General features: G+C 66.8%; 16 protein-coding genes. 6 read left to right on the top strand and 10 right to left on the bottom strand.

Going from position 1 to position 18,536, the window contains the following annotated elements; all coding sequences use genetic code 11:
- The first annotated feature begins 249 nt into the window (after positions 1–249).
- Together ACIPRS_RS03600 and ACIPRS_RS03595 are read left to right on the top strand one after the other, a co-directional pair.
- Positions 250–876, top strand: a complete 627-nt coding sequence (locus tag ACIPRS_RS03600) for a DUF47 domain-containing protein (RefSeq protein WP_267791932.1) — start codon at positions 250–252, stop codon at positions 874–876.
- Positions 877–888: 12 nt separating this feature from the next.
- Positions 889–2,010, top strand: a complete 1,122-nt coding sequence (locus ACIPRS_RS03595; RefSeq protein WP_142123757.1) for an inorganic phosphate transporter — start codon at positions 889–891, stop codon at positions 2,008–2,010.
- Positions 2,011–2,085: 75 nt separating this feature from the next.
- Here ACIPRS_RS03595 and ACIPRS_RS03590 read toward each other — a convergent pair whose 3' ends face one another.
- Positions 2,086–2,496, bottom strand: a complete 411-nt coding sequence (locus ACIPRS_RS03590; RefSeq protein WP_192200534.1) for a hypothetical protein — start codon at positions 2,494–2,496, stop codon at positions 2,086–2,088.
- A 41-nt stretch (positions 2,497–2,537) separates the two neighbouring features.
- Here ACIPRS_RS03590 and ACIPRS_RS03585 point away from each other — a divergent pair, with 41 nt between their 5' ends.
- The 3 genes from ACIPRS_RS03585 to ACIPRS_RS03575 are packed head-to-tail and all read left to right on the top strand — an operon-like array spanning position 2,538 to position 4,556.
- Complete coding sequence (locus ACIPRS_RS03585) at positions 2,538–2,876, top strand: MGMT family protein (RefSeq protein ID WP_337730326.1); 339 nt, start codon at positions 2,538–2,540, stop codon at positions 2,874–2,876.
- Between the two features lie 44 nt (positions 2,877–2,920).
- A complete protein-coding gene (locus ACIPRS_RS03580) occupies positions 2,921–3,565 on the top strand; it encodes a rhomboid family intramembrane serine protease (RefSeq protein WP_446537532.1) in 645 nt (214 codons plus the stop codon).
- Between the two features lie 37 nt (positions 3,566–3,602).
- Entirely contained in the window at positions 3,603–4,556 is a 954-nt protein-coding gene (locus tag ACIPRS_RS03575) for a hypothetical protein (RefSeq protein ID WP_337730324.1), read from the top strand.
- A gap of 49 nt (positions 4,557–4,605) precedes the next feature.
- Here the strand turns inward: ACIPRS_RS03575 and ACIPRS_RS03570 are convergent, their stop codons facing one another.
- The 3 genes from ACIPRS_RS03570 to ACIPRS_RS03560 form a co-directional block, all read right to left on the bottom strand.
- The gene (locus ACIPRS_RS03570; protein WP_446537531.1) at positions 4,606–6,624 is read right to left on the bottom strand and encodes a M13 family metallopeptidase; all 2,019 of its coding nucleotides are present in this window, start codon (positions 6,622–6,624) and stop codon (positions 4,606–4,608) included.
- 169 nt (positions 6,625–6,793) lie between these two features.
- Positions 6,794–8,041 carry an aminopeptidase gene (locus tag ACIPRS_RS03565; protein WP_446537530.1) on the bottom strand — a complete coding sequence of 416 codons (1,248 nt, stop codon included), beginning with the start codon at positions 8,039–8,041 and terminating at the stop codon, positions 6,794–6,796.
- A gap of 185 nt (positions 8,042–8,226) precedes the next feature.
- A complete protein-coding gene (locus tag ACIPRS_RS03560) occupies positions 8,227–10,308 on the bottom strand; it encodes a M13 family metallopeptidase (RefSeq protein WP_446537998.1) in 2,082 nt (693 codons plus the stop codon).
- Between the two features lie 185 nt (positions 10,309–10,493).
- Here ACIPRS_RS03560 and ACIPRS_RS03555 point away from each other — a divergent pair, with 185 nt between their 5' ends.
- A complete protein-coding gene (locus ACIPRS_RS03555; RefSeq protein ID WP_446537529.1) occupies positions 10,494–11,867 on the top strand; it encodes an MBL fold metallo-hydrolase in 1,374 nt (457 codons plus the stop codon).
- A 39-nt stretch (positions 11,868–11,906) separates the two neighbouring features.
- On the opposite strand, the gene ACIPRS_RS03550 is transcribed toward ACIPRS_RS03555, so the two are convergent.
- The 6 genes from ACIPRS_RS03550 to ACIPRS_RS03525 all read right to left on the bottom strand — a co-directional run bounded on the left by ACIPRS_RS03550 (position 11,907) and on the right by ACIPRS_RS03525 (position 18,502).
- Positions 11,907–13,619 carry a CHASE2 domain-containing protein gene (locus ACIPRS_RS03550; RefSeq protein ID WP_446537528.1) on the bottom strand — a complete coding sequence of 571 codons (1,713 nt, stop codon included), beginning with the start codon at positions 13,617–13,619 and terminating at the stop codon, positions 11,907–11,909.
- Positions 13,616–15,274 carry a FecR domain-containing protein gene (locus ACIPRS_RS03545; protein WP_446537527.1) on the bottom strand — a complete coding sequence of 553 codons (1,659 nt, stop codon included), beginning with the start codon at positions 15,272–15,274 and terminating at the stop codon, positions 13,616–13,618. The genes ACIPRS_RS03550 and ACIPRS_RS03545 overlap by 4 nt, the downstream gene beginning before the upstream one ends.
- 139 nt (positions 15,275–15,413) lie before the next feature.
- Complete coding sequence (locus ACIPRS_RS03540; RefSeq protein WP_446537526.1) at positions 15,414–16,463, bottom strand: serine hydrolase domain-containing protein; 1,050 nt, start codon at positions 16,461–16,463, stop codon at positions 15,414–15,416.
- Positions 16,464–16,513: 50 nt separating this feature from the next.
- Positions 16,514–17,290: a queuosine precursor transporter gene (locus tag ACIPRS_RS03535; protein ID WP_337730318.1), complete on the bottom strand. Its 777-nt coding sequence runs from the start codon at positions 17,288–17,290 to the stop codon at positions 16,514–16,516.
- Between the two features lie 3 nt (positions 17,291–17,293).
- Positions 17,294–17,965 (bottom strand): DUF502 domain-containing protein, encoded by a 672-nt coding sequence (locus ACIPRS_RS03530; RefSeq protein ID WP_446537525.1) that lies wholly within the window; start codon positions 17,963–17,965, stop codon positions 17,294–17,296.
- A 72-nt stretch (positions 17,966–18,037) separates the two neighbouring features.
- Positions 18,038–18,502 carry a DUF4442 domain-containing protein gene (locus ACIPRS_RS03525; RefSeq protein ID WP_337730316.1) on the bottom strand — a complete coding sequence of 155 codons (465 nt, stop codon included), beginning with the start codon at positions 18,500–18,502 and terminating at the stop codon, positions 18,038–18,040.
- Positions 18,503–18,536 lie beyond the last annotated feature (34 nt).

The following is an 18,536-nucleotide window of genomic DNA, read 5'->3' as shown; positions in this document are numbered from 1 at the left end:
GCGGGGCGGGCGGGATCTGTCGCGGGAGACAGTGGGGGGAAGTAGGGTCGTCGTCCATAGGGTGCACCCGGAGGCGCGAGGCGAGTTTAGCAAACGGCCGGTGGGCCGAGGCGTGAACCTGAACGAGGCATTCGGCCAATCCACGCCCCGTGTCCCGGCCTTTGCGCCGCCGGGCTGTCGCGGGAAGTCATGAAACGGTCATAATTCCGTCCCTTGAAGCCGTCCATCCCGTGACGGTGGGACCGCCCGATGTTCTCCCTCCAGACGATCTTCGGCTCCGGCCAGCAGTTCTACACGCTGTTGGACGAGGCCGCCCAAGCCGCCCACGACAGCACCAAGGCCCTGCACACCATGATGAAGGCCACCGACCGCCAGCCGGCGCTCGATGCCTTCAAACTGGCGCGCCTGCGCGAGCGCGCGGCCTCGGACAAGATCGGCAAGGCGCTGGTGGACAGCTTCATCACGCCGATCGAGCGCGAGGACATCGAGGCACTGGGCTCGGCGTTGTACAAGATCCCCAAGCAGGTCGAGAAGTTCGCCGACCGCTATTCGCTGGCTCTCCAGCACCTGGACGGCATCGACTTCGCGCCGCGCGCGGCGATGCTGGAGCAGGCGGCCAGCGTGGTGGTCGACATGGTCCACGAAATCAAGAAGATGAACATCGATCGCATGACCTCGCTCAACGAGAAACTGCGCGCGATCGAGAACGAGGCCGACCGGCTGATGCTGGAGCTGTACCGCGACATCTACTCCGGCCGGCTGGACCACCTGCAGATGTTCCTGTTGAAGGAGTTCTTCGAGATCCTGGAGAAGGCCATCGACCGCTGCCGCGAGGCCGGCGTGGTGGCGTACCAGATCGTCCTCAAGAACAGCTGACGGGTCTCCATCATGCTTACCCTTGTGCTGGTGGTGATCTTCGCCGCGCTCGTCTTCGAGTTCATCAACGGTTTCCACGACACCGCCAATTCCATCGCCACCGTGGTCGCCACCAAGGTGCTGTCGCCGGGGCAGGCGGTGATGCTGGCGGCGGGCATGAACCTGGTCGGCGCGTTGATGGGCACCGCAGTGGCCAAGACGATCGCCTCCGGCCTGGTGAACACCGACGTGGTGCAGGTGACGTCGCAGGTGATCCTGTGCGCGCTACTGGGCGGCATCGTGTGGAACCTGATCACGTGGTGGAAGGGGCTGCCGTCATCCTCGTCGCACGCGCTGATCGGTGGCCTGTGCGGCGCCGCGCTGGCGGCCGCCCACAACGACTGGGCGGCACTTATCTGGTCCGAGACGGTGGGCGACTGGACCAAGAACAAGGGCATCCTGTGGAAGGTGGTGCTGCCGATGGTCACCTCGCCGGTGGCAGGCTTCCTGCTCGGCATCCTGGTGATGGTGGCGCTGTGGGGCCTGATCGCGTTGCTGTCGCGTGCCGGTGGCTGGCTGGGGCGACTGGCGCGCCCGCACTTCGTCAACAGGTTCTTCGGCAAGGCGCAGATCCTGTCGGCGGCCTACATGGGCTACGCGCACGGCCACAACGACGCGCAGAAGACCATGGGCATCATCGCGCTGACGCTGTTCGGCGCCGAAGCCAGTGGTGCGCTGGACGACCTGCCGGGCTGGCTGGCGTTCCTGCACCCGGGTGCGGCCGGCGAGCAGGACATCGCGATGTGGATCGTGATCACCTGCGCCATTGTCATGGCGCTGGGCACGGCGTCCGGTGGCTGGAAGATCATCAAGACGCTGGGCCACAAGATGGTGAAGCTGCATCCCATCAACGGCTTCGCAGCGGAAACCAGCTCGGCCACCATCCTGACCGTGGCCGCGCACTTCGGCATGCCCGTGTCCACCACGCACAGCATCTCGACCGCCATCATGGGCGTGGGCTTCGCCAAGAATCCGCGTGCGCTGAAATTCAGCGTGATCGAACGCATCCTGTGGGCGTGGGTGCTGACCATCCCGGCGGCCGGCGGTATCGCCTACGGCCTGCTGCGCCTGCTGGAAGCGATCGGCTGGGCGTGATGCTCCCGCGCATGCTCGGGAACGAAAAACGCCGGGCACTGCCCGGCGTTTTTCTTTATCCGATGAGGTGAGCCCTCAGAGCAGGTCGCCCTCTGCCGACAGGGCACGCTCCATGCTGTCGCCCAGGCCGCCGATCTCCAGCACCAGCCGGTCCACTTCCGCCGGGTTGAGGCTTTCGTAGGGACGGTTCTCGCACAGCTGCAGGTAGGGCACGCCGTCGAGCTCGCCGATGGCCAGGTAGCCCACGCTGCTCTGCCAGTTGAACTTGAGCGCGCGCTTGGCGTCGATGCCGGTCATCGGTGCGATCACCGTGCTCACGCGCAGGTAGCCGCGCTCGTCGTCGTTGCCCAGTTCCGAAAGGAAGATGGACTGGTGGCGCTTGCCGTTGTCCAGCGACAGTTCCACGCAGGCCACGTAGGCGTCGTGCATCGCCACCTTGTAGCCGGAGGAATGCAGGTAGCCGCGCACCTGTTCGAAGTTCTGCATGGTGTACTCCCGTGTTGCCGATGCCGCTATGCTAATCCGCCATGAGCGCCAAGTCTCCCGAAGATCGCATTCTGGCCGTCATTCGCGCCATTCCGCGCGGACAGGTGGCAGGCTATGGGGAAGTGGCGCACCGCGCGGGATTGCCTGGCCGTGCACGGCTCGCCGCGCGCATCCTCAGCCAGAACGACGATGCCACGCTGCCGTGGCACCGCGTGCTGCGGTCGGATGGGCGCATCGCGTTCCCTGATGGCTCGAAGGCGTTCCGCGAACAGAGCCAGCGCCTGCGCGCGGAAGGTGTGAAGGTGGAGAACGGGCGCGTGAAACGCCCGCGCAGGGAAGACGACCTCGATGCCGCCCTGTGGGGGCCTGGCGCACGGTGACGCGCCGCCGATTATGATGTGACGCGACAGTCCCGAGGCCCGCCATGTTTCCCCGTTTGCTTCCCGTCACCCGAAACCTGCTGATTGCCAATGTCGGCGTCTACCTCCTGCAGCTCATGCTGGGCAATGCGTTCCAGGCATGGTTCGCGTTGTGGCCGGTGGGCCATGGCTTCATGCCATGGCAGTTGCTGACGTACGGATTCCTTCACGACACCAGCGGCCTGACGCACCTGCTGTTCAACATGCTGGCGCTGTACATGTTCGGTTCGTCGCTGGAACAGACATGGGGCCCCAAGCGGTTCCTGACCTATTTCCTGGTGTGCATCGTGGGTGCAGGCCTGCTGCAGCTGATCGTGGGATGGTGGATGGTGTCCGCCGGCGCGCTGCCATACGCCACGGTCGGTGCATCCGGTGGCGTGTTCGGTCTGCTGCTGGGTTACGGCATGTTGTTCCCCAATCAGCGGATGATCGTGTTTCCGTTGCCGATGGAGATCAAGGCACGCACGCTGGTGATCTTCTACGCGGTCCTCGCCCTGGTGCTCGGCTTCACCGGCTTGCAGCCCGGCGTGGCGCATTTCGCGCATCTCGGCGGCATGCTGTTCGGGTGGTTGATGATCCGCTACTGGCGCGGCCAGCCACCGTTCGGTGGACGCCGCCGGGGTCCGCCGCGGATGCGCGTCGTGAAGTAGCCAAAGGGATGATGAAACGAAAATTGGGGGATCATCCGTGGGGAAATTCAGAACCACCGCCTTCTTGCTGGCCTTGTCGTTGTCGAGCGTCGGCATGGCGCAGCCGCAGGAGGCGATTGAGCCGCAACCTATGCCCCGCGTCGTGGGTTGCGACCAGGCGTATGACTCACTGCCATATGGAGCGCTGCCGGATCTCTTGGATGCTCAGGCGCCGGTCGACCGTCGTGAACGCGCGCTCCAGGCCTATCTGAAGCTGGAAGGGGCCAAAGAGTGCCCCGAGTACGGCTACACGGTGGGGCTGTTGTACCGGTTCGGTCCGGACATGCCCGGCAACCTGTTGCCCCGCGACCTGGACAGGGCGCGCCAGCTGATCTTGGCGATGGCAGAGGCAGGTCATCTGCAGGCTTATGCGGACTTGGCCGAAATGGAGATGGTGCACGGCCAGTATCGCGAATCCATGAAATGGACCCAAGTCTATTTGTACTACGTCAAGAACATCCGCATGCCTCAGTCAAGCGATGGCAGGATGATGCAGTTCGACAGATCGGCGTACAGCGGGCACCTGCTCAATCGCGCCGAAGTGGTGTGGCGTTGGCAGAAGCCTGTTCTTCCGCGGCGGCGGGTATCAGAGGATCTCACGGCATATCTCGCCAGTACGGAGGAGCGAGTAGCGCCGTTGATCGGTGGCCGAACCCGAGGAGGAATTGATTTGGGTGCCGCGCCGCGTGTGGTCGTCGAGCCCGGTGAATGCCTGATCCGGCCGCTGGATCGTATCGGTGCAGCGACCGCATCCTATGTGCTGGAGGTGCAACCTTCCGGTGTGGTGAGCCGGATCTTGGTCGAGAATTTTGTCCCCAACATGGACGCTGCAGAATTGCTCAAGTCTTGCGTGCGCAGGTATGTATTCGAACCGTTCGATGGACAGCAGCCGCTGCTGACCCGGGTAACGCTGACGTACGGATCGAGCGAAGGCGCTTCGTTCCGACGTTGAATAGACGCCGGGGAGGGCGGACGGCGGTGTGATGCCGCCCGCCCGACGCTCAGCGCCAGATCCGGACCTGGTCCGCTTCCTTCGCCTGCATCGGCTGGCCCGCCTTGCAGGTGAAGGCCTGGGCGAAGGCCGGTTGCTGGGTGAGCGGACCGTTGGCGCGCCACTGGCCCGGTGCATGCACGTCCACGGCGGCGCGCTGGGCGGCTTCGGTTTCGGACAGGTTCTGCGCCCACAGCGTGGCCCATGCCTTGTAGAACGATTGCCTGGCGGCGGCATTGGCCTGCGGTTCGGCGGTGGTGAACGCGTCCCACGCCAGTTCCACACCGGCCAGGTCGGCCAGGTTCTCGTCCTGGGTCAGCGTGCCGTTGACCTTGACGTTCTTCAGCCCCGGGTATGCGTAAGCGCCGTACTGCGTTGCCACCTTGCTGCCCAATGCACTCCATGCGGCAACATCGGCTGCACTCCACCAGTCGCGCAGCTGGCCCTTGGCATCGACCATGCGACCCTTGCCATCGAAACCGCGGCTCAGCTCGTGGCCGACCAGTGCGCCGAACGCACCGTACTGCACGGCAGCCGGTTGCTTCGCGTCGAAGATCTCTTCCTGCAGCACGGCGGCCGTCACGATCAAGCGATTCTGGGCCAGGTCGTAGGCCAGCGCGGGCTGCTGCGGCAGCACGTCCCAGCGACGGTCGGCGTTGCCCTTGCCGATGCGCTTCATTTCCTCGCGGTGGCGCCAGGTGGACGCGATCAGCATGTTGCCGCCGAAACTGCCACGGCCCATCGGCTGCACGCTGTAGTCCAGGTCGCGTTTGGGCGTGCCGACTTCGATCTTCAGCTTGTCGAGCTTGGCCTTGGCTTCGGCCTTTGCGGCCTCGCTCAGCCAGGTGTTGCGTTCGATGCCGCGGCCCAGTGCGTCGCGCACCTGTCCGGCGATCTGCTCTGCCCGGCGCTTGTGCTCGTTGGGCACGTAGCGCTCGGCGTATTCCTTGCCCAGCATCGGGCCGGCGGCGAGGTTGACGGCATCCAGCACTTGGCGCCAGCGCGGTGCCGGGGCGGCTTCGCCACGCAGCACGCGGCCGCGGAATTCGAATTCGGCATCGCGGAAGGGTTTTGCCAGGTAGGGTGCCATGGCATCACCCACGCGCCAGCGCAGGTAGGCCTTCCACTGATCCGGTTTCAGGCTGCCGACGAGGCCATCGAGGCGCTTGAACAGCGCGGGGTCGGCCATGGACACGGTGTCGTCGGTGACGCCCTGCACCTTGAGGAAGGCATCCAGTTGCAGGTTGCGGTACTGCTTGCCCAGATCCTTGGTCGGCACCGGCGCGTAGTTGGCGAACGGACTGCGCAGGTCCACCAGCGGCTTGGACACCTGTGCCAGTTTGGTTTCCAGGTCGATGACCAGCGCGGACTCGGCATCCAGCTTGTTGGCCGGCGTGCCGGTCAGGGCCAGCATCTGCTTCACGTAGGCGCGGTAGCGGCCCAGCAGTTCGCGCGTGTCGGCGTCGGTGCGGGTGTAGTAGGCAGGGTCGGGCAGGCCCAGGCCGCCCTGCATGAAGTAGCCGATGTGGCGGTCCAGCGCCTGCAGGTCCACGTCCGGGCTGAAGTTGAAGGTCACCGGTACGCCGACCTGGTGCAGCGCGGCGATGGCCGGCGCTACATCCTTGGGCTTCTTGATGGCGTTGATGCGGTCAAGCAGCGGCGCGATCGGCCTGGAACCGTCCGCTTCCACGGCGGCTTCGTCCAGGCCGCTGGCCCAGAAGTCGCCGAGCAGTTTCTGCACGTTGCCCTGCGGTGCCTTCATGGCCCCATCCAGCAGTGCGCGCTGCTGCTCCAGGGTGCGCTCGCGAAAGGCGCCCAGCACGCTGACGCTGCCGGCACCGGCGGGAAGGCTGTTGTTCTTCAGCCAGTCCGCATTGGTGGCGGTGTAGAAGTCGGTGCACTGCGCGCTCACGGCGGGGGTGGTCGCGCGCTTCTTGCGCTGCGCTTCGGCATGGGGGGCGCCCAGCGCGATGACGAGGGCGAAGGCGATCAGGGTGGGGCGGCCGAGAGCGGGGCGCGGGCTGGGCATCAGGAGAATCCAGGGGTTCAGGGGTCGGGCGATTCTAGCAAGCGCGCCCCATCTGCCCTGTCACGGTTCCCCACATCTGCCGACGGTCTTGGCGACGCATTCATGCGCTGTGTCACAGAGCGCACATGCCGTGGTGGGCGGGCGTCCGTGCCCCTGCCCACCCAGGACGTCACAACGCCAATTGCCCCTTGTCCACGATGACCTTGCCGTCCAGCGTCACCGTGCTGCCGGGCAGGAAGAAGTTCATGCCGTAGGCGAGGGCGTTGTCGCCGCCTGCCCACAGGTTGTTGCCCAGACCCAGGGTCACCGTGCCGGCCGGCACCCAGTTGCCCACCTGGCTGCCGGAAGGCAGTTTGACGTTCGGATTGATGCCCATGTCGAAGAACGAGACTTCGTTCTTGCGGGCATCGCTCACGGCATCGAATTCGGCCTTCAGCGCTGCGAAGCCGGGCCCTGTCCCGGTGAGTGCGGTGATCTTGCCCCCGGCGACGGTCACGGCAAGGTCATCGATGGCCTGCCCGCGGAAGTAATCGCGGGTGGCGACGATGCGGCCTTCGCCGGTGCCCGCGACGGGCGTGGTGTAGACCTCGCCGGCAGGCAGGAAGACCTGCAGTGCGGGACCGCCGCTGCGGATGTCCTCCGGTGAAATGACGCCGTCGCTGACCAGCACCGGGCGTCCCTGGATCCGCATCCGGTAATCGGTGCCGTTGGGGTGGCTGACATGCAGTTCGTTGCCGGCGGCCAGCGCGCCTTTCACCGCCTGTCCCCGGGTCTGCAGCGCGGCATGATCCACGTTGACGCCCTCCCAGAACGTCCTGGCCAGTTCGGTTTCGGACATGCCCAGCCGTTGCGCGCGCCATGGCGTGGGATACAGGCCATTGCCGATCTCCACCTGGCGCACGTTCTCCTTCATGAACGCCTGGCCGATGGCTTCCCCGGCCTTGCCGCGCGCCGCCACGCGCTGCGGGTCAGCGCCCTCGAACAGGTTTTCCGAGGTGCCGTTGCTCAACGAGATGACCACGTCGAAGACCTTGGACAGCGCCAGGTCCAGCGCCGGCGCTTGGGTGTCGAACTGCGCCGGTACATCGAAGAACATCCGCTTGGCGAGCCGGTCGCTGGTGTATTCGATCATCGGGAATGCACCCGCGCGGCGCACCTGCAGCGCGATGTCTTCCAGCAGTTCGGCATCGTGGGTCCTGCCGACGATGATGACGGCGTCGCCCTCCTTCACCGCTGCGCTGGCAACCAGGCGCTGGGCAAGCTGCTCCAGGTCAACGGGCGGCGCGGCGGGTTCGGCGGCGGCGGATTCAGCCGTGGCCTGCGCGTCCGCAGGAGGCGGTGTTTCCTGTTTCTGGCACGCGGCCAGCACGACGCAGGCGATCGCGGCGCCCAGTATCGACACGGTGAGACGGGTCATGGCAGTCCTCCTTCGATGGATGGAAGCACAGCCGTACAACGCCCCCTCGATGCGTGGCCAGCACAGGGGTGACGCCCGGAACAGCCTCGAACGGCCGACCGTCGGGCGGACCGTAACCGCAGATGCGCACAAGGAAAGGCCCGGACATCGCCGGGCCTTTCGTGCATCGCATGTTGACGCGGGACTTACCAGATCACGACATGCTGGTCGCCGCTGCGCACCATCGCGTCACCCGCCTTGCAGGAGAACGCCGCCGCGAACGCCGGCAGGTTCGACGGTGCACCGATCGCGCGGAACTGCGCCGGGGCGTGTTCGTCGGTGGCGATGCGGTTCTTGAGTTCCTCCGGCGTGAAGTTGCGGCGCCACACGGTGGCCCAGTTGAGGAAGAAGCGCTGGTCGCGCGTCAGGCCGTCGGTCTTCGGGTCGGGCGTGTCGCCGGCCGCCGCCTTCATCGCGTCGTAGGCCGTGGCCAGACCGCCGAGATCGGCGATGTTTTCGCCCAGCGTGTGCTTGCCGTTGATCTTCTGGCCGTCGCTGGTGCGGTAGTCATTGAACTGCGCGATCAGCTTGTCGGTGCGGGAGGAGAAGCCCTTGGCGTCGGCCGGGCTCCACCAGTTCTCGAACTTGCCGCTCGGTCCGAAGCGGCTGCCCTGGTCGTCGTAGCCGTGGGTCATCTCATGGCCGATCACCGCGCCGATGCCGCCGTAGTTCATTTCATCCGGTGCATTGGGGTCGAAGAACGGTGGCTGCAGGATGGCGGCCGGGAACACGATCTCGTTCTGCAGCGGGTTGTAGTACGCGTTGACCATCTGCGGCGGCATGCCCCATTCGGTACGGTCCACCGGCTTGCCGATCTTGCCCAGGTTCCACTTGTAGTTGAACGCCATGGCCGAGATCACGTTGCCGATGTAGCTGTCGCGGCCGGTCGACAGGCCGGTCCAGTCGCGCCACTTGTCGGGGTAGCCGATCTTGGTGGTGAACGCGGCCTGCTTTTCCATCGCCTTGGCCTTGGTCTCGTCGCTCATCCATTCCAGGTTCTGGATGCGGGCCTTCAGCGCGGTGCCCAGGTTGGCCACCAGCGTCTCCATCTTCGCTTTCGACTCCGGCGAGAAGGCAACCTTCACGTACATCTGGCCCAGCGCCTCGCCGCTCTGGTTCTCGATGGTGCCCAGCACGCGCTTCCAGCGCGGCTCGATCTCCTTCTGGCCACGCAGCGTCTTGGCGTAGAAATTGAAATTCTCGTTGGCGAAAGCATCGCTCAGGTACGGCGATGCACCGTCGATGGTGTGGAAGCGCAGGTAGGCGCGCCACGCGGCGGGGTCGGTTTCACCCAGCATCGTGCTGACTTCCTGGTGGAAGGCGGGCACGGCCAGCGAGAACTTCTCCTGCGGCGCCACACCCTGCGAAGCGAAGAACTTCGTCCACGAGAAGTTCGGCGTCAGCTTGTCCGCATCGGCCAGCGTCACCGGGTTGTAGTACAGCGATACGTCGCGCGACATTTCCTCGTTGGATTTGGACACCTTCGCCAGGCGCGTCTCGAAGGCCATGATGTCGGCGGCCTGCTTCTGCGCATCAGCCGCGGCCACCCCGGACAGCTCCAGGACCTTGGCGATGTGCTTCACGTATTCGTCGCGGATGGTCTTCTTGTCGGCGTCGAAGTAGAAATTCTTGTCCGGCAGCCCCAGGCCGCCCTGGAACGCGTAGGCGATGTTGGTGTCGGGCTTGTTGAAGTCGGCTTCGGCGCCGAAACCGAACAGGAAGGCCTGGCCCTTGGCGGCGGACTCGTTGATGTACGCCACGATGGCGTCCTTGTCCTGCAGGCCGTCGATGGCCGTCAGCATGGGTTTGATCGGCTCGATGCCCTGGGCGTTGACCTTGGCCTCATCCATGCCGGTCGCCCACAGGTCGCCGACGATCTTCTCCACGCCGGTCGCGCCCGGGTGCGCGGCGGCCTGCTCGGCCAGTTGCTTCTGGATGGCGGTGGAGCGTTCGGCCAGCATCTCGAACGCGCCCCAGCTGGTGCGGTCGCTGGGAATCGCATTGGCGGCCAGCCAGGTGCCGTTCGCGTAGCCGGCGAAGTCGGTGCAGGCGTTCTTGGTGGTATCCAGGTCGCCGATCTGGAAACGGTTGACGCCCGGCAGGCTGCTCTCGTCCAGCTTCAGTTCCAGCGCGGCCGGCGCCTTGGCGGCGGTATCGGCGGCGGGCGCGGCATCTTCCTTCTTGGCGCAGGCGGCCAGCACGGTGGCCACGGCGAGCGACAGCATCAGGATCTGGGGTTTGCGGGCAATCACGTTCTACTCCGGCCCCGGGCAGGGCAATGGAAAAAAGGAACCCCCTGAGTGGGGGCGTGCCGCGACTCTACGCCTGTCCCGGGGAGGGCAGGTGTGTCGAAGGTCATGCCTCCCCGCCCCGCAGGGCACATACTGGGCGCAGCTTCGAGGAGGGCATTTGCATGCAGGTCCATTTCCACGGCGCCGCCGGCGAAGTCACCGGCTCCATGCACCTGGTCGAGGCGGCAGGCAAGCGCATCCTGCTGGACTGCGGCCTGATCCAGGGGAGTCGCGAGGCCGAGGCGCGCAATGCCGAGCCGTTCCCGTTCGACCCGGCCACGCTCGACGCGGTGGTGCTGAGCCACGCCCATATCGACCACATCGGCCGGCTGCCACTGCTGGTCAAGCGCGGATTCCGTGGCCCCATCCACACCCAGGGTGCCAGCGCGGAACTGCTGCCGATCATGCTGCTGGACACGGCATCGCTGTCCGAGTCCGAGGCCGAGCGCGCCAACCGCGACCGCCGCCATGGCGAGCCGGAAGCAGAGCCCCTGTTCTCCGCGCAGGACGTGCACGCGACCCTGCGCCAGGTGCAGCCGTTGCCCTACGACGAACGCACGACCATCCTGCCGGGCGTGGACATCGCCCTGCGCGATGCGGGCCACATCCTGGGCTCGGCCATCGTCGAGCTGTGGGCCGAAGGCCGCAAGCTGGTGTTCTCCGGCGACCTGGGACCGAAGGGCACGCCGATCCTGCGCGACCCTGCGGTGGTCACGCAGGCCGACCTGCTGCTGATGGAATCGACCTACGGTGACCGCAACCACCGCGACCGCCCGGAGACGATCCGCGAACTCGGCGAGATCTTCGACCATGCGTGGCGCGATCGCGGCAACGTGCTGATACCTGCTTTCGCGGTGGGGCGCACGCAGGAACTGCTGTACTGGTTCGCGCGGCACTGGGAGGCGTGGAAGCTGTCGCGCTGGCGCATCTTCCTGGACAGCCCGATGGCGGCCAAGGTGGTGAATGTCTATGCGCGCCACCATGGACTGTTCGACGAGGACGCGCGACGGGTGTGGTCGCAGTCGCCCAATCCGTTCCGCCTGCCCAACCTGCATGTGTCGGAAACCACGCAGCAGTCGATGGCCATCAACCAGATCGAGAACGGCGCCATCATCATCGCCGGTTCCGGCATGGCCAATGGCGGGCGCATCCAGCACCACCTGCGCTACAACCTGGGGCGCCGCAACGCCCACATCGTGTTCGTCGGCTACCAGGCGCAAGGCACGCTGGGTCGGCGGCTGGTGGATGGCGCATCGTGGGTCCGCATCCACGGCCGCGACTATCGCGTCAACGCCCAGCGCCACACGGTCGGTGGCCTGTCCGCGCATACCGATCAGCGCGGCCTGCTGGCGTGGTACGACAACTTCCAGCCATCGCCGCCGCTGGTGCTGGTGCATGGCGAAGACAAGGCACGCGAAGCGCTCGCGGGCGAGATCGGGGAGCGCCACGGCGCACCGGTGGAACTCGCAAGGCCGGGAATGGTGATGGACGTCTGAGGCCCGGGGCGTGGTCCGTGCGGGCGCCAATACCCGACATCAGACCCGCGTGGCGGACGTTCCCACCGGTTCGGCCTCGCCGGTGTGGCTGACGCTGCGGTTGCGGCCGGCCTGCTTGGCCCGGTAGAGCGCGGCGTCTGCACGATCGAACACGTCTTCCGGCCCGGCGTCGTCGCCACTCATGTGGGTGTGGATGCCGATGCTGGCGGTGAACGGCGGTGGTGTGCCCGTGCTGGTGCCGTGGGGTTTGCGGCCCTGGTTGGCCAGATCCACGTGGATGGTGGTGGCGATGGTTGCCGCCGCCTGTGCCGACGTTTCCGGCAGCAGCAGCGCGAACTCGTCGCCACCCAGGCGAGCAACCAGGTCGCGCGGTCGCCGCGCACGGCTGCGCAGGATGCGGCCCAGGGCCTTCAATGCGGCATCGCCAGCCGCGTGTCCCTGGGTGTCGTTCAGTTGCTTGAAGTGGTCGATATCCATCACCAGCAGCGACAGCGGCTGGCCGCTGCGGCGCGCCACGCGCAACTCCTGGTCCAGCGCGTGATCGAAGCGGGTGCGGTTGGCCAGTCCCGTCAACGCATCCGACTGCGCCTGTTTGTGCGTCCTGCGAAGCAGGCGGTAGATCCACAGCGATGCGCCAAGCGCGAGCACCAGCAATGCCGGCACGGGAGAAAACCAGATGTGCCCGTAGCGCAGCAGCAGTACTGAAACCACCACGGTGCCTGCCATGGTCAGGACCGTGGGCAGCCAGACGCGGCGTAGCCCCGGCAGCAGGGACAGCAACAACGGCAGTGCCGCGAGCGCCGCGGACAAGCCCGCCTGCCAACCTTCCCCCAGCGGCGTGATGGCGGCGTCATTCAACAGCATGTTCAACAGGTTGGCCTGGTAGTCCGCGCCACTCATGCTGGCGGCCACCGGCTGGCCGGGCGCGCGGGCGATCGGCCCCATGCCGGTCGCGCTCACGCCCACCACGATCCAGTTGCCGCGCAGGAGCGAGGCCGGTATGCGCTGGTTGAGGACGTCCGTATAGGACACATGGCGGAAGGCGTTGGGCGGCGCAGCGAACGGCACGCGTACCTCGTGGTCGCGCACCCACTCGTAGGGCGATGCAGGCGCCAGGTCGGTGGTCACCACCAGCCGGCGCCCCGGCAGCTCCGTGTTGGCGCCGGGCGGCTGCTCCAACTGGAGCAGTGCCAGTGCCAGTGAGGGCCAATGCGGTGAACCCAGGCCGGCACGCAGATAGACGCTGCGCGCCACGCCATCCTCATCGAGCACCATCTCGGCGTGGCCCAGCGAAGCCGCCGAGGCGGCGAACTCGGGGATCGGCATCAGTTCGACGGTGGCACCGTTGAGCTGGACGGGCTCGGCGAATACCGGCAGCACCACGCGGCCACTGCGGCTGATCGCGCGGGCCAGCAGCGCATCGCCTTCCGGATCGAAGAGGGCCGGCTCCGACAGCAGGATATTGAACGCGATGCCCTTCGCGCCGGCCAGCCGAAGCCGGTCGACCAGTTGCGCATGCGTGCGCCGTGACCAGGGCCAGCGGCCCAGCTCGGCCAGGCTCTTCTGGTCGATGTCGACCACCACGATGCGGGGGTCGGCATCCGGGGCCGCGCCCAGCACCAGCCCGTCATAGACAGCGGCGTCCGGGGCCATGGTCACACCGGACAGCGTGACCAGGATCGCCAGCGCAGCCGCGCCCACCGCCGTCAGCAGGCGGGATTTCCATTTGGGCGCGGGCGCGGCGGTACTCACAGGGCGAGCAGTATGAGCAATGCCCCTGCTCCAGCGCCAATGCGGCACAACCGGCAGGGCACGTCGATCACCTGCGGCGCCGGGACCGGGCCCTCGAATCCGTCGACATCGATCGTCTGGGCACGCAGGTACCAGGTGCCACCACGCAGCCGCGGCAGCGTGATTTCGGGCTGGTCGACCAGCATGTCCACCTGTGCCTCGCTGAAGTCCGGGGTGCGCGACATCTGGAAGCGGTAGCGCTGGCCGGGCTGGCCGGCGGGCCAGCGGAAGGTCACCTCGCGCGTGTTGCCGGCTTCGGCTTCGCCGCCATCGATGGCCGTTACTTCGACCAGGGGGCGCAGGGTGAAGGCAAGGCTGTCACCGAAGGGGCCGGCCTTCCCCTGGCGATCCACGCTGCGGATGCGCCAGGTGTAGTCGCCCGGCGGGAGGGTATCGGGAAGCCGGGCGGAGGTGGCGTCGTCCACGCGGGCACGCGCGACCGGCTGCGCGTATCCGCCGCTGCCGGCGACTTCGTACTCGTAGGCGACCGCGTCGGGTGCGCCGGTCCAGTTCAGTGTGACCTCCGGTGTGCGGACCACGCTGGCCGCCGCCGGGGCGATGGAATACGGCGGCACGGGCTGGCCGTCGATCCGGACCTGCACGACGGCGTCGCGGCCTTCCAGGCCGTTTGCGCCGATCGAGCGCACGCGGACGAAATAGCGCCCGGTGCCAAGCGCGGGCAGGGTGAAGGCCGGTGCATCGCTTTCCGCGTCCACCCGCAGGCTGTCGAAGGTGGCGCTTTCGCTCACCTGCACGCGATACCGCGTTGCGCCGGGCACGGCCGGCCAGGCCAACTCGGGGCGCGTGCTCTGCGACAGCAGCGGCGCCTGCGCGAGCTTGGGTGCGGGCAGCAGCTTGACGGGTGTGACGGCCGCCTGACCCGCCGCCACTACCGCGCCGAACCCTGGACGGACCAGCGCGCCGCGCTGGCTGCGCGCACTCACGGCGACGCGGCCTTCGAGGACTTCGGTGTGCGTGCGGCCGTCAGCGGCCTCGACGCGGAACCGGGTACCCCTCACCGCGGAGGACGCACTGGGCGTGTCGACGATGAAGTTGGCCGCAGGTCCGCGCAGGCGGCGCACTTCATTGCCGATGCGCCCGCGTTGCAGGCGCAGGCGTGTGTCGGCCATGCCGGAGCGGCCGAAACGCGTGAGGCGGTCCAGCAGCAGTTCACTGCCGCCCAGCAGCAACAGGCGCGAACCGTCGGCGAACTGCAGGCTGAGCGATGCATCCGGTGAGGTCTTGAGCACGGCGCCACTGGCCAGCGACATGCCGGCCGTGACGGGGGCATCGGTTCCTGCCGCCGTGGTCCGGGTGACGGCGCTGCCCTGCACGGCCACGACCTTGGCGCGGGCGGGCTGGCTGTCCAGCCATTGCAGCGGAATGCGGAGGGTCGAGCCAGGTGCGAGCGCGTACGGGTTGGTGATGCCGTTGTGTTCCTGCAGCCGCTGCCAGGGAATGGTGGGCTTGAGGTATGCACCCGTCACGTCCCAGAGCGTGTCGCCGGGGCGTACGCGGTAGGCCCAGTCCTGTGCCTGTGCCGACCACGAAGCCAGCAACAGGATCGCCAGCCCGCAACCCAGCCATCCTTTCCCTCGGATCGCCCACTTGTGCATCGCCTACTCCCGCTTCTGCTGCTGCGAAATGTTGAATCGGTCACAATTATAGGCGCTTACCGTTGACCGACTGGCCGGTTTTGACGGGTTTTCACGTCACATTAGCCTCGTCCGCCAGGTCGGCTCGCTGGCCTGTGGATCAGGGCGAGGCGCCCCACAATCCCGCGATGCGACGCGCCAGGCGATACGGTTCCGGGGCGTTGCGATTGGTCAGCACGACCACGGTCAGGCGCTGCGTGGGGAAGCGGACCAGCACATTGCGGAAGCCGATGCTCTCGCCGGAGTGCCACTGCATTCCCCCTTGCAGGCGCCAGCCGAATCCGTAATGCGCCACATCGGGCTCGGGGGTGGCGTTGGCGGGCTGGAACGCCAGCGTGCGCGATGCGGCACCCAGCAGGCGGTCGTCATACAAGGCGGCGTCCCAGCGTGCGAGGTCGGTGATGGACGAATAGATGCCGCCATCGCCCAGCACCGCACTGGTCGTGCTCTGGTCGGTACGCTGCCATGTGCCATTCATGAGGCTGTAGCCGTATGCGCGATGGGCCACGCCCGGGCCGTCGTCTTCGCGGGCAACCGTTGCGTCCATGCCCAGTGGCGCGAAGATGCGCGTACGCAGGAAGGTGGCGAACGGCTGTCGCGAGGCGCGTTCCACCACCAGCGCGAGCAGGGCGTAGCCGCTGTTGCTGTAGCGATAGTCGCTGCCCGGCGTGAAGTAGAGGCGATCCTCCCGTTCGAGCAGCCGCAGCACATCCGCGTCATGCACCTGGGTGGCCTGGCCCTCGGGCAGCAGGTCTTCGTAGTCGATCACGCCGGAGGCATGGCTGAGCAGGTGGCGGAGCGTCACCGCATCGGTCGCTGCGGGCAACGCTGGCAGCCAGCGGCGCACGGGGTCATCCAGGGTCAGCGCGCCTTCTTCCGCCAACAACAGGATGCAAGCGGCCGTGAACTGCTTGCTGATCGACGCCAGCCGGAAATTGGTCTGTGGCGTCGCGGCGACATCGGCCTCGAGATCGGCCAGTCCATAGCTGCGCTGGAACACCGCGTCGCCTTCGTGAAGCACGAGGACCGATGCGCCGGCCACCGTGCCGGTGTAGTCCCGCATCCACGCGTCGATCGTGGCTTCGCGCGTCTCGGCGCCGGCATTGCCTGCGGTCATCAACAGCACTCCGAGCATCCAGGTTGCCTTCATCGCCGCCTCGCCTCGATGAAACGGTGCAAGCCTAGCGCATGTGGCGGGCGTCAGTCCGTGGCGGCTTCCAGGCGCAGCTGTCGTTCGCGTTCGTGCCCCAGGTAACGGCGGATACCGTGGCGCATGACGTACAGCAGCGGGATCAGCGCGATCGCGGCGAGCATCTTGTAGGCGTAGTTCACCGTGCTCACAGCGAGGAACAGGGAAGTCGGCCACTTCTGCGGGCCCAGCACGAAGGCGATGTAGATCACCACGAAGCTGTCCACCAGCTGCGAGATCGCGGTCGAGCCGGTCGCGCGCAGCCATACCCAGCGCTCGCCGGTGGCGTTGCGGATGCGATGGAACACCGATACATCGATCAGTTGCCCCGCCAGGAACGCGACCACCGAGCCGGCGATGGTCCACATGCCCTGGCCGAAGATGGCGGCGAAGGCCTTCTGGTAATCCGGCACGCCCTGCGACTGCGCGGCCTCGACCCACCAGCCCGCCGGTGCCAGTGCGATGGCGGCGAAGGCGAAGCAGAAGCCGTACACGATCAGGGCCACCGCCAGCCACGAGATGAAGCGCACGCCGCGTTTGCCGAAGAACTCGTTGATGGTGTCGGTAAGGATGAACACGAACGGCCACAACAGCGTGCCGGCCGTGAAGCTGAGCGATCCGGTCTGGCCGAACAGGTTCCACTCCAGCGGCGCGATCCCCAGCGTGTCCTCCAGCGCGAAGATCTTGACCCCGATGAACTCGGCCAGCACCGCGTTGGCGCAGAACACCGCCGCCAGCACGATGAAAAGACGGACCGCGCGATCATCCAGGGTGCGCGGCGCATGCATGGTTCAGCGGTCCCCGGCGCGGGTGAACGGCATGGTTTCCGGCGCCACCGCACCACCGGAGATGATGAAGCTCATCGCCTGGTCCACGGTCCAGTCCGTGGGCGTCAGCAGCTCGACCGGCACGATCTCCAGATAGCCCGAGGTCGGATTCGGCGTGGTGGGCACGTAGACCGCCGCCAGCTCGCGGCCACTGCCTTCCTCGCGGATCACCCGCGTCACCAGGCCGACCGATTTCATGTCCCGGTGCGGAAAATCGATCAGCACCACGCGCTGCGTGCTGCCCGGCTTGGTCTCCAGCATGTCCAGCAGCTTGCGCGCGCTGGTGTAGATGACGTTCGCCAGCGGCACGCGTGCGATCAGCGCCTCGAACCAGCGCAGCAGGCGCTGCCCGACCACGCGGCGCGTCAATGCGCCCACGGCCAGGATCACGAACAGCGTGGCGATCATGGCAATCGTGTTCTGTACCCACAGGCCGTTGAACCAGCCCAGCGACTGGGGGAAGTTCGCCGCGATCTGGTGCGACATCGGCTCGACCCACGGCTTGCTGATGTCCGACAGCAGCACGAACACGAACTTGATGACCACCCACGTCAGCCAGATGGGCAACAGGGTGAGCAGGCCGGTGATGAAGAGCTTCTGCACCGAAGTACGGTGCGTGGGATGGTCGGGGGGCATGGCGCCATTGTAGGCCGGAGCGCAGGCCTTGCCGTAGCGCCATCGCCGGGATGCTGTGCAGCGGCGGGTGGATCAGCCGCCGGCCTGCCGCGCCTCGGGCTTCAGCCGCACGTAGATCTGCTTGCGCACGCGCGCGACGACTTCGTTCCGGGCGTTGAACACATCCGCGGGCATCCAGCGCAGGTGCTTCTGGCCGTTGGCGGCCTCGGCGCGGATCTCCTCAAGCACGCGTTCGTCCAGGCGGAATTCCGCATGCAGCGTGCCCTTGCCGGGCTTCACGAATTCGATCTCGGCCGCCTTGTCCCAGACGTAGTAGTCCCGGCCCAGGCGTTCCTTGGCCAGGATCATCCAGAACGGATCGGTCATGGCGAACAGGCTGCCGCCGAAATGCGTGCCCACGTAGTTGCGGTTCCAGGGGCGCATGCGCAGTTCGACGCGCGCGAAGCTCCAGTCCTGGGCCATCTCGGTGACATGGACGCCACTGAACAGGAACGGCGGCCAGACATTGAAGATGTGTCGCAGGGTAGTGGGCTTCATGGGTACTGCGCGTGCAAAAGGGACAGGTACGGGG

The sequence above is a fragment of the Pseudoxanthomonas sp. LARHCG66 genome, from assembly GCF_052871755.1.
The sequence above is the reverse complement of the archived record's forward strand: the minus strand, read 5'-3'. Positions and strand labels throughout refer to the sequence as shown.

What these genes read in the sequence shown, in the direction of transcription:
- ACIPRS_RS03600 (WP_267791932.1), top strand. Translation starts at nt 250, where the DNA reads ATGTTCTCCCTCCAGACGATCTTCGGCTCCGGCCAGCAGTTCTACACG.
- ACIPRS_RS03595 (WP_142123757.1), top strand. Translation starts at nt 889, where the DNA reads ATGCTTACCCTTGTGCTGGTGGTGATCTTCGCCGCGCTCGTCTTCGAG.
- ACIPRS_RS03590 (WP_192200534.1), bottom strand. Translation starts at nt 2,496, where the DNA reads ATGCAGAACTTCGAACAGGTGCGCGGCTACCTGCATTCCTCCGGCTAC.
- ACIPRS_RS03585 (WP_337730326.1), top strand. Translation starts at nt 2,538, where the DNA reads ATGAGCGCCAAGTCTCCCGAAGATCGCATTCTGGCCGTCATTCGCGCC.
- ACIPRS_RS03580 (WP_446537532.1), top strand. Translation starts at nt 2,921, where the DNA reads ATGTTTCCCCGTTTGCTTCCCGTCACCCGAAACCTGCTGATTGCCAAT.
- ACIPRS_RS03570 (WP_446537531.1), bottom strand. Translation starts at nt 6,624, where the DNA reads ATGCCCAGCCCGCGCCCCGCTCTCGGCCGCCCCACCCTGATCGCCTTC.
- ACIPRS_RS03565 (WP_446537530.1), bottom strand. Translation starts at nt 8,041, where the DNA reads ATGACCCGTCTCACCGTGTCGATACTGGGCGCCGCGATCGCCTGCGTC.
- ACIPRS_RS03555 (WP_446537529.1), top strand. Translation starts at nt 10,494, where the DNA reads ATGCAGGTCCATTTCCACGGCGCCGCCGGCGAAGTCACCGGCTCCATG.
- ACIPRS_RS03545 (WP_446537527.1), bottom strand. Translation starts at nt 15,274, where the DNA reads ATGCACAAGTGGGCGATCCGAGGGAAAGGATGGCTGGGTTGCGGGCTG.
- ACIPRS_RS03540 (WP_446537526.1), bottom strand. Translation starts at nt 16,463, where the DNA reads ATGAAGGCAACCTGGATGCTCGGAGTGCTGTTGATGACCGCAGGCAAT.
- ACIPRS_RS03535 (WP_337730318.1), bottom strand. Translation starts at nt 17,290, where the DNA reads ATGCATGCGCCGCGCACCCTGGATGATCGCGCGGTCCGTCTTTTCATC.
- ACIPRS_RS03530 (WP_446537525.1), bottom strand. Translation starts at nt 17,965, where the DNA reads ATGCCCCCCGACCATCCCACGCACCGTACTTCGGTGCAGAAGCTCTTC.
- ACIPRS_RS03525 (WP_337730316.1), bottom strand. Translation starts at nt 18,502, where the DNA reads ATGAAGCCCACTACCCTGCGACACATCTTCAATGTCTGGCCGCCGTTC.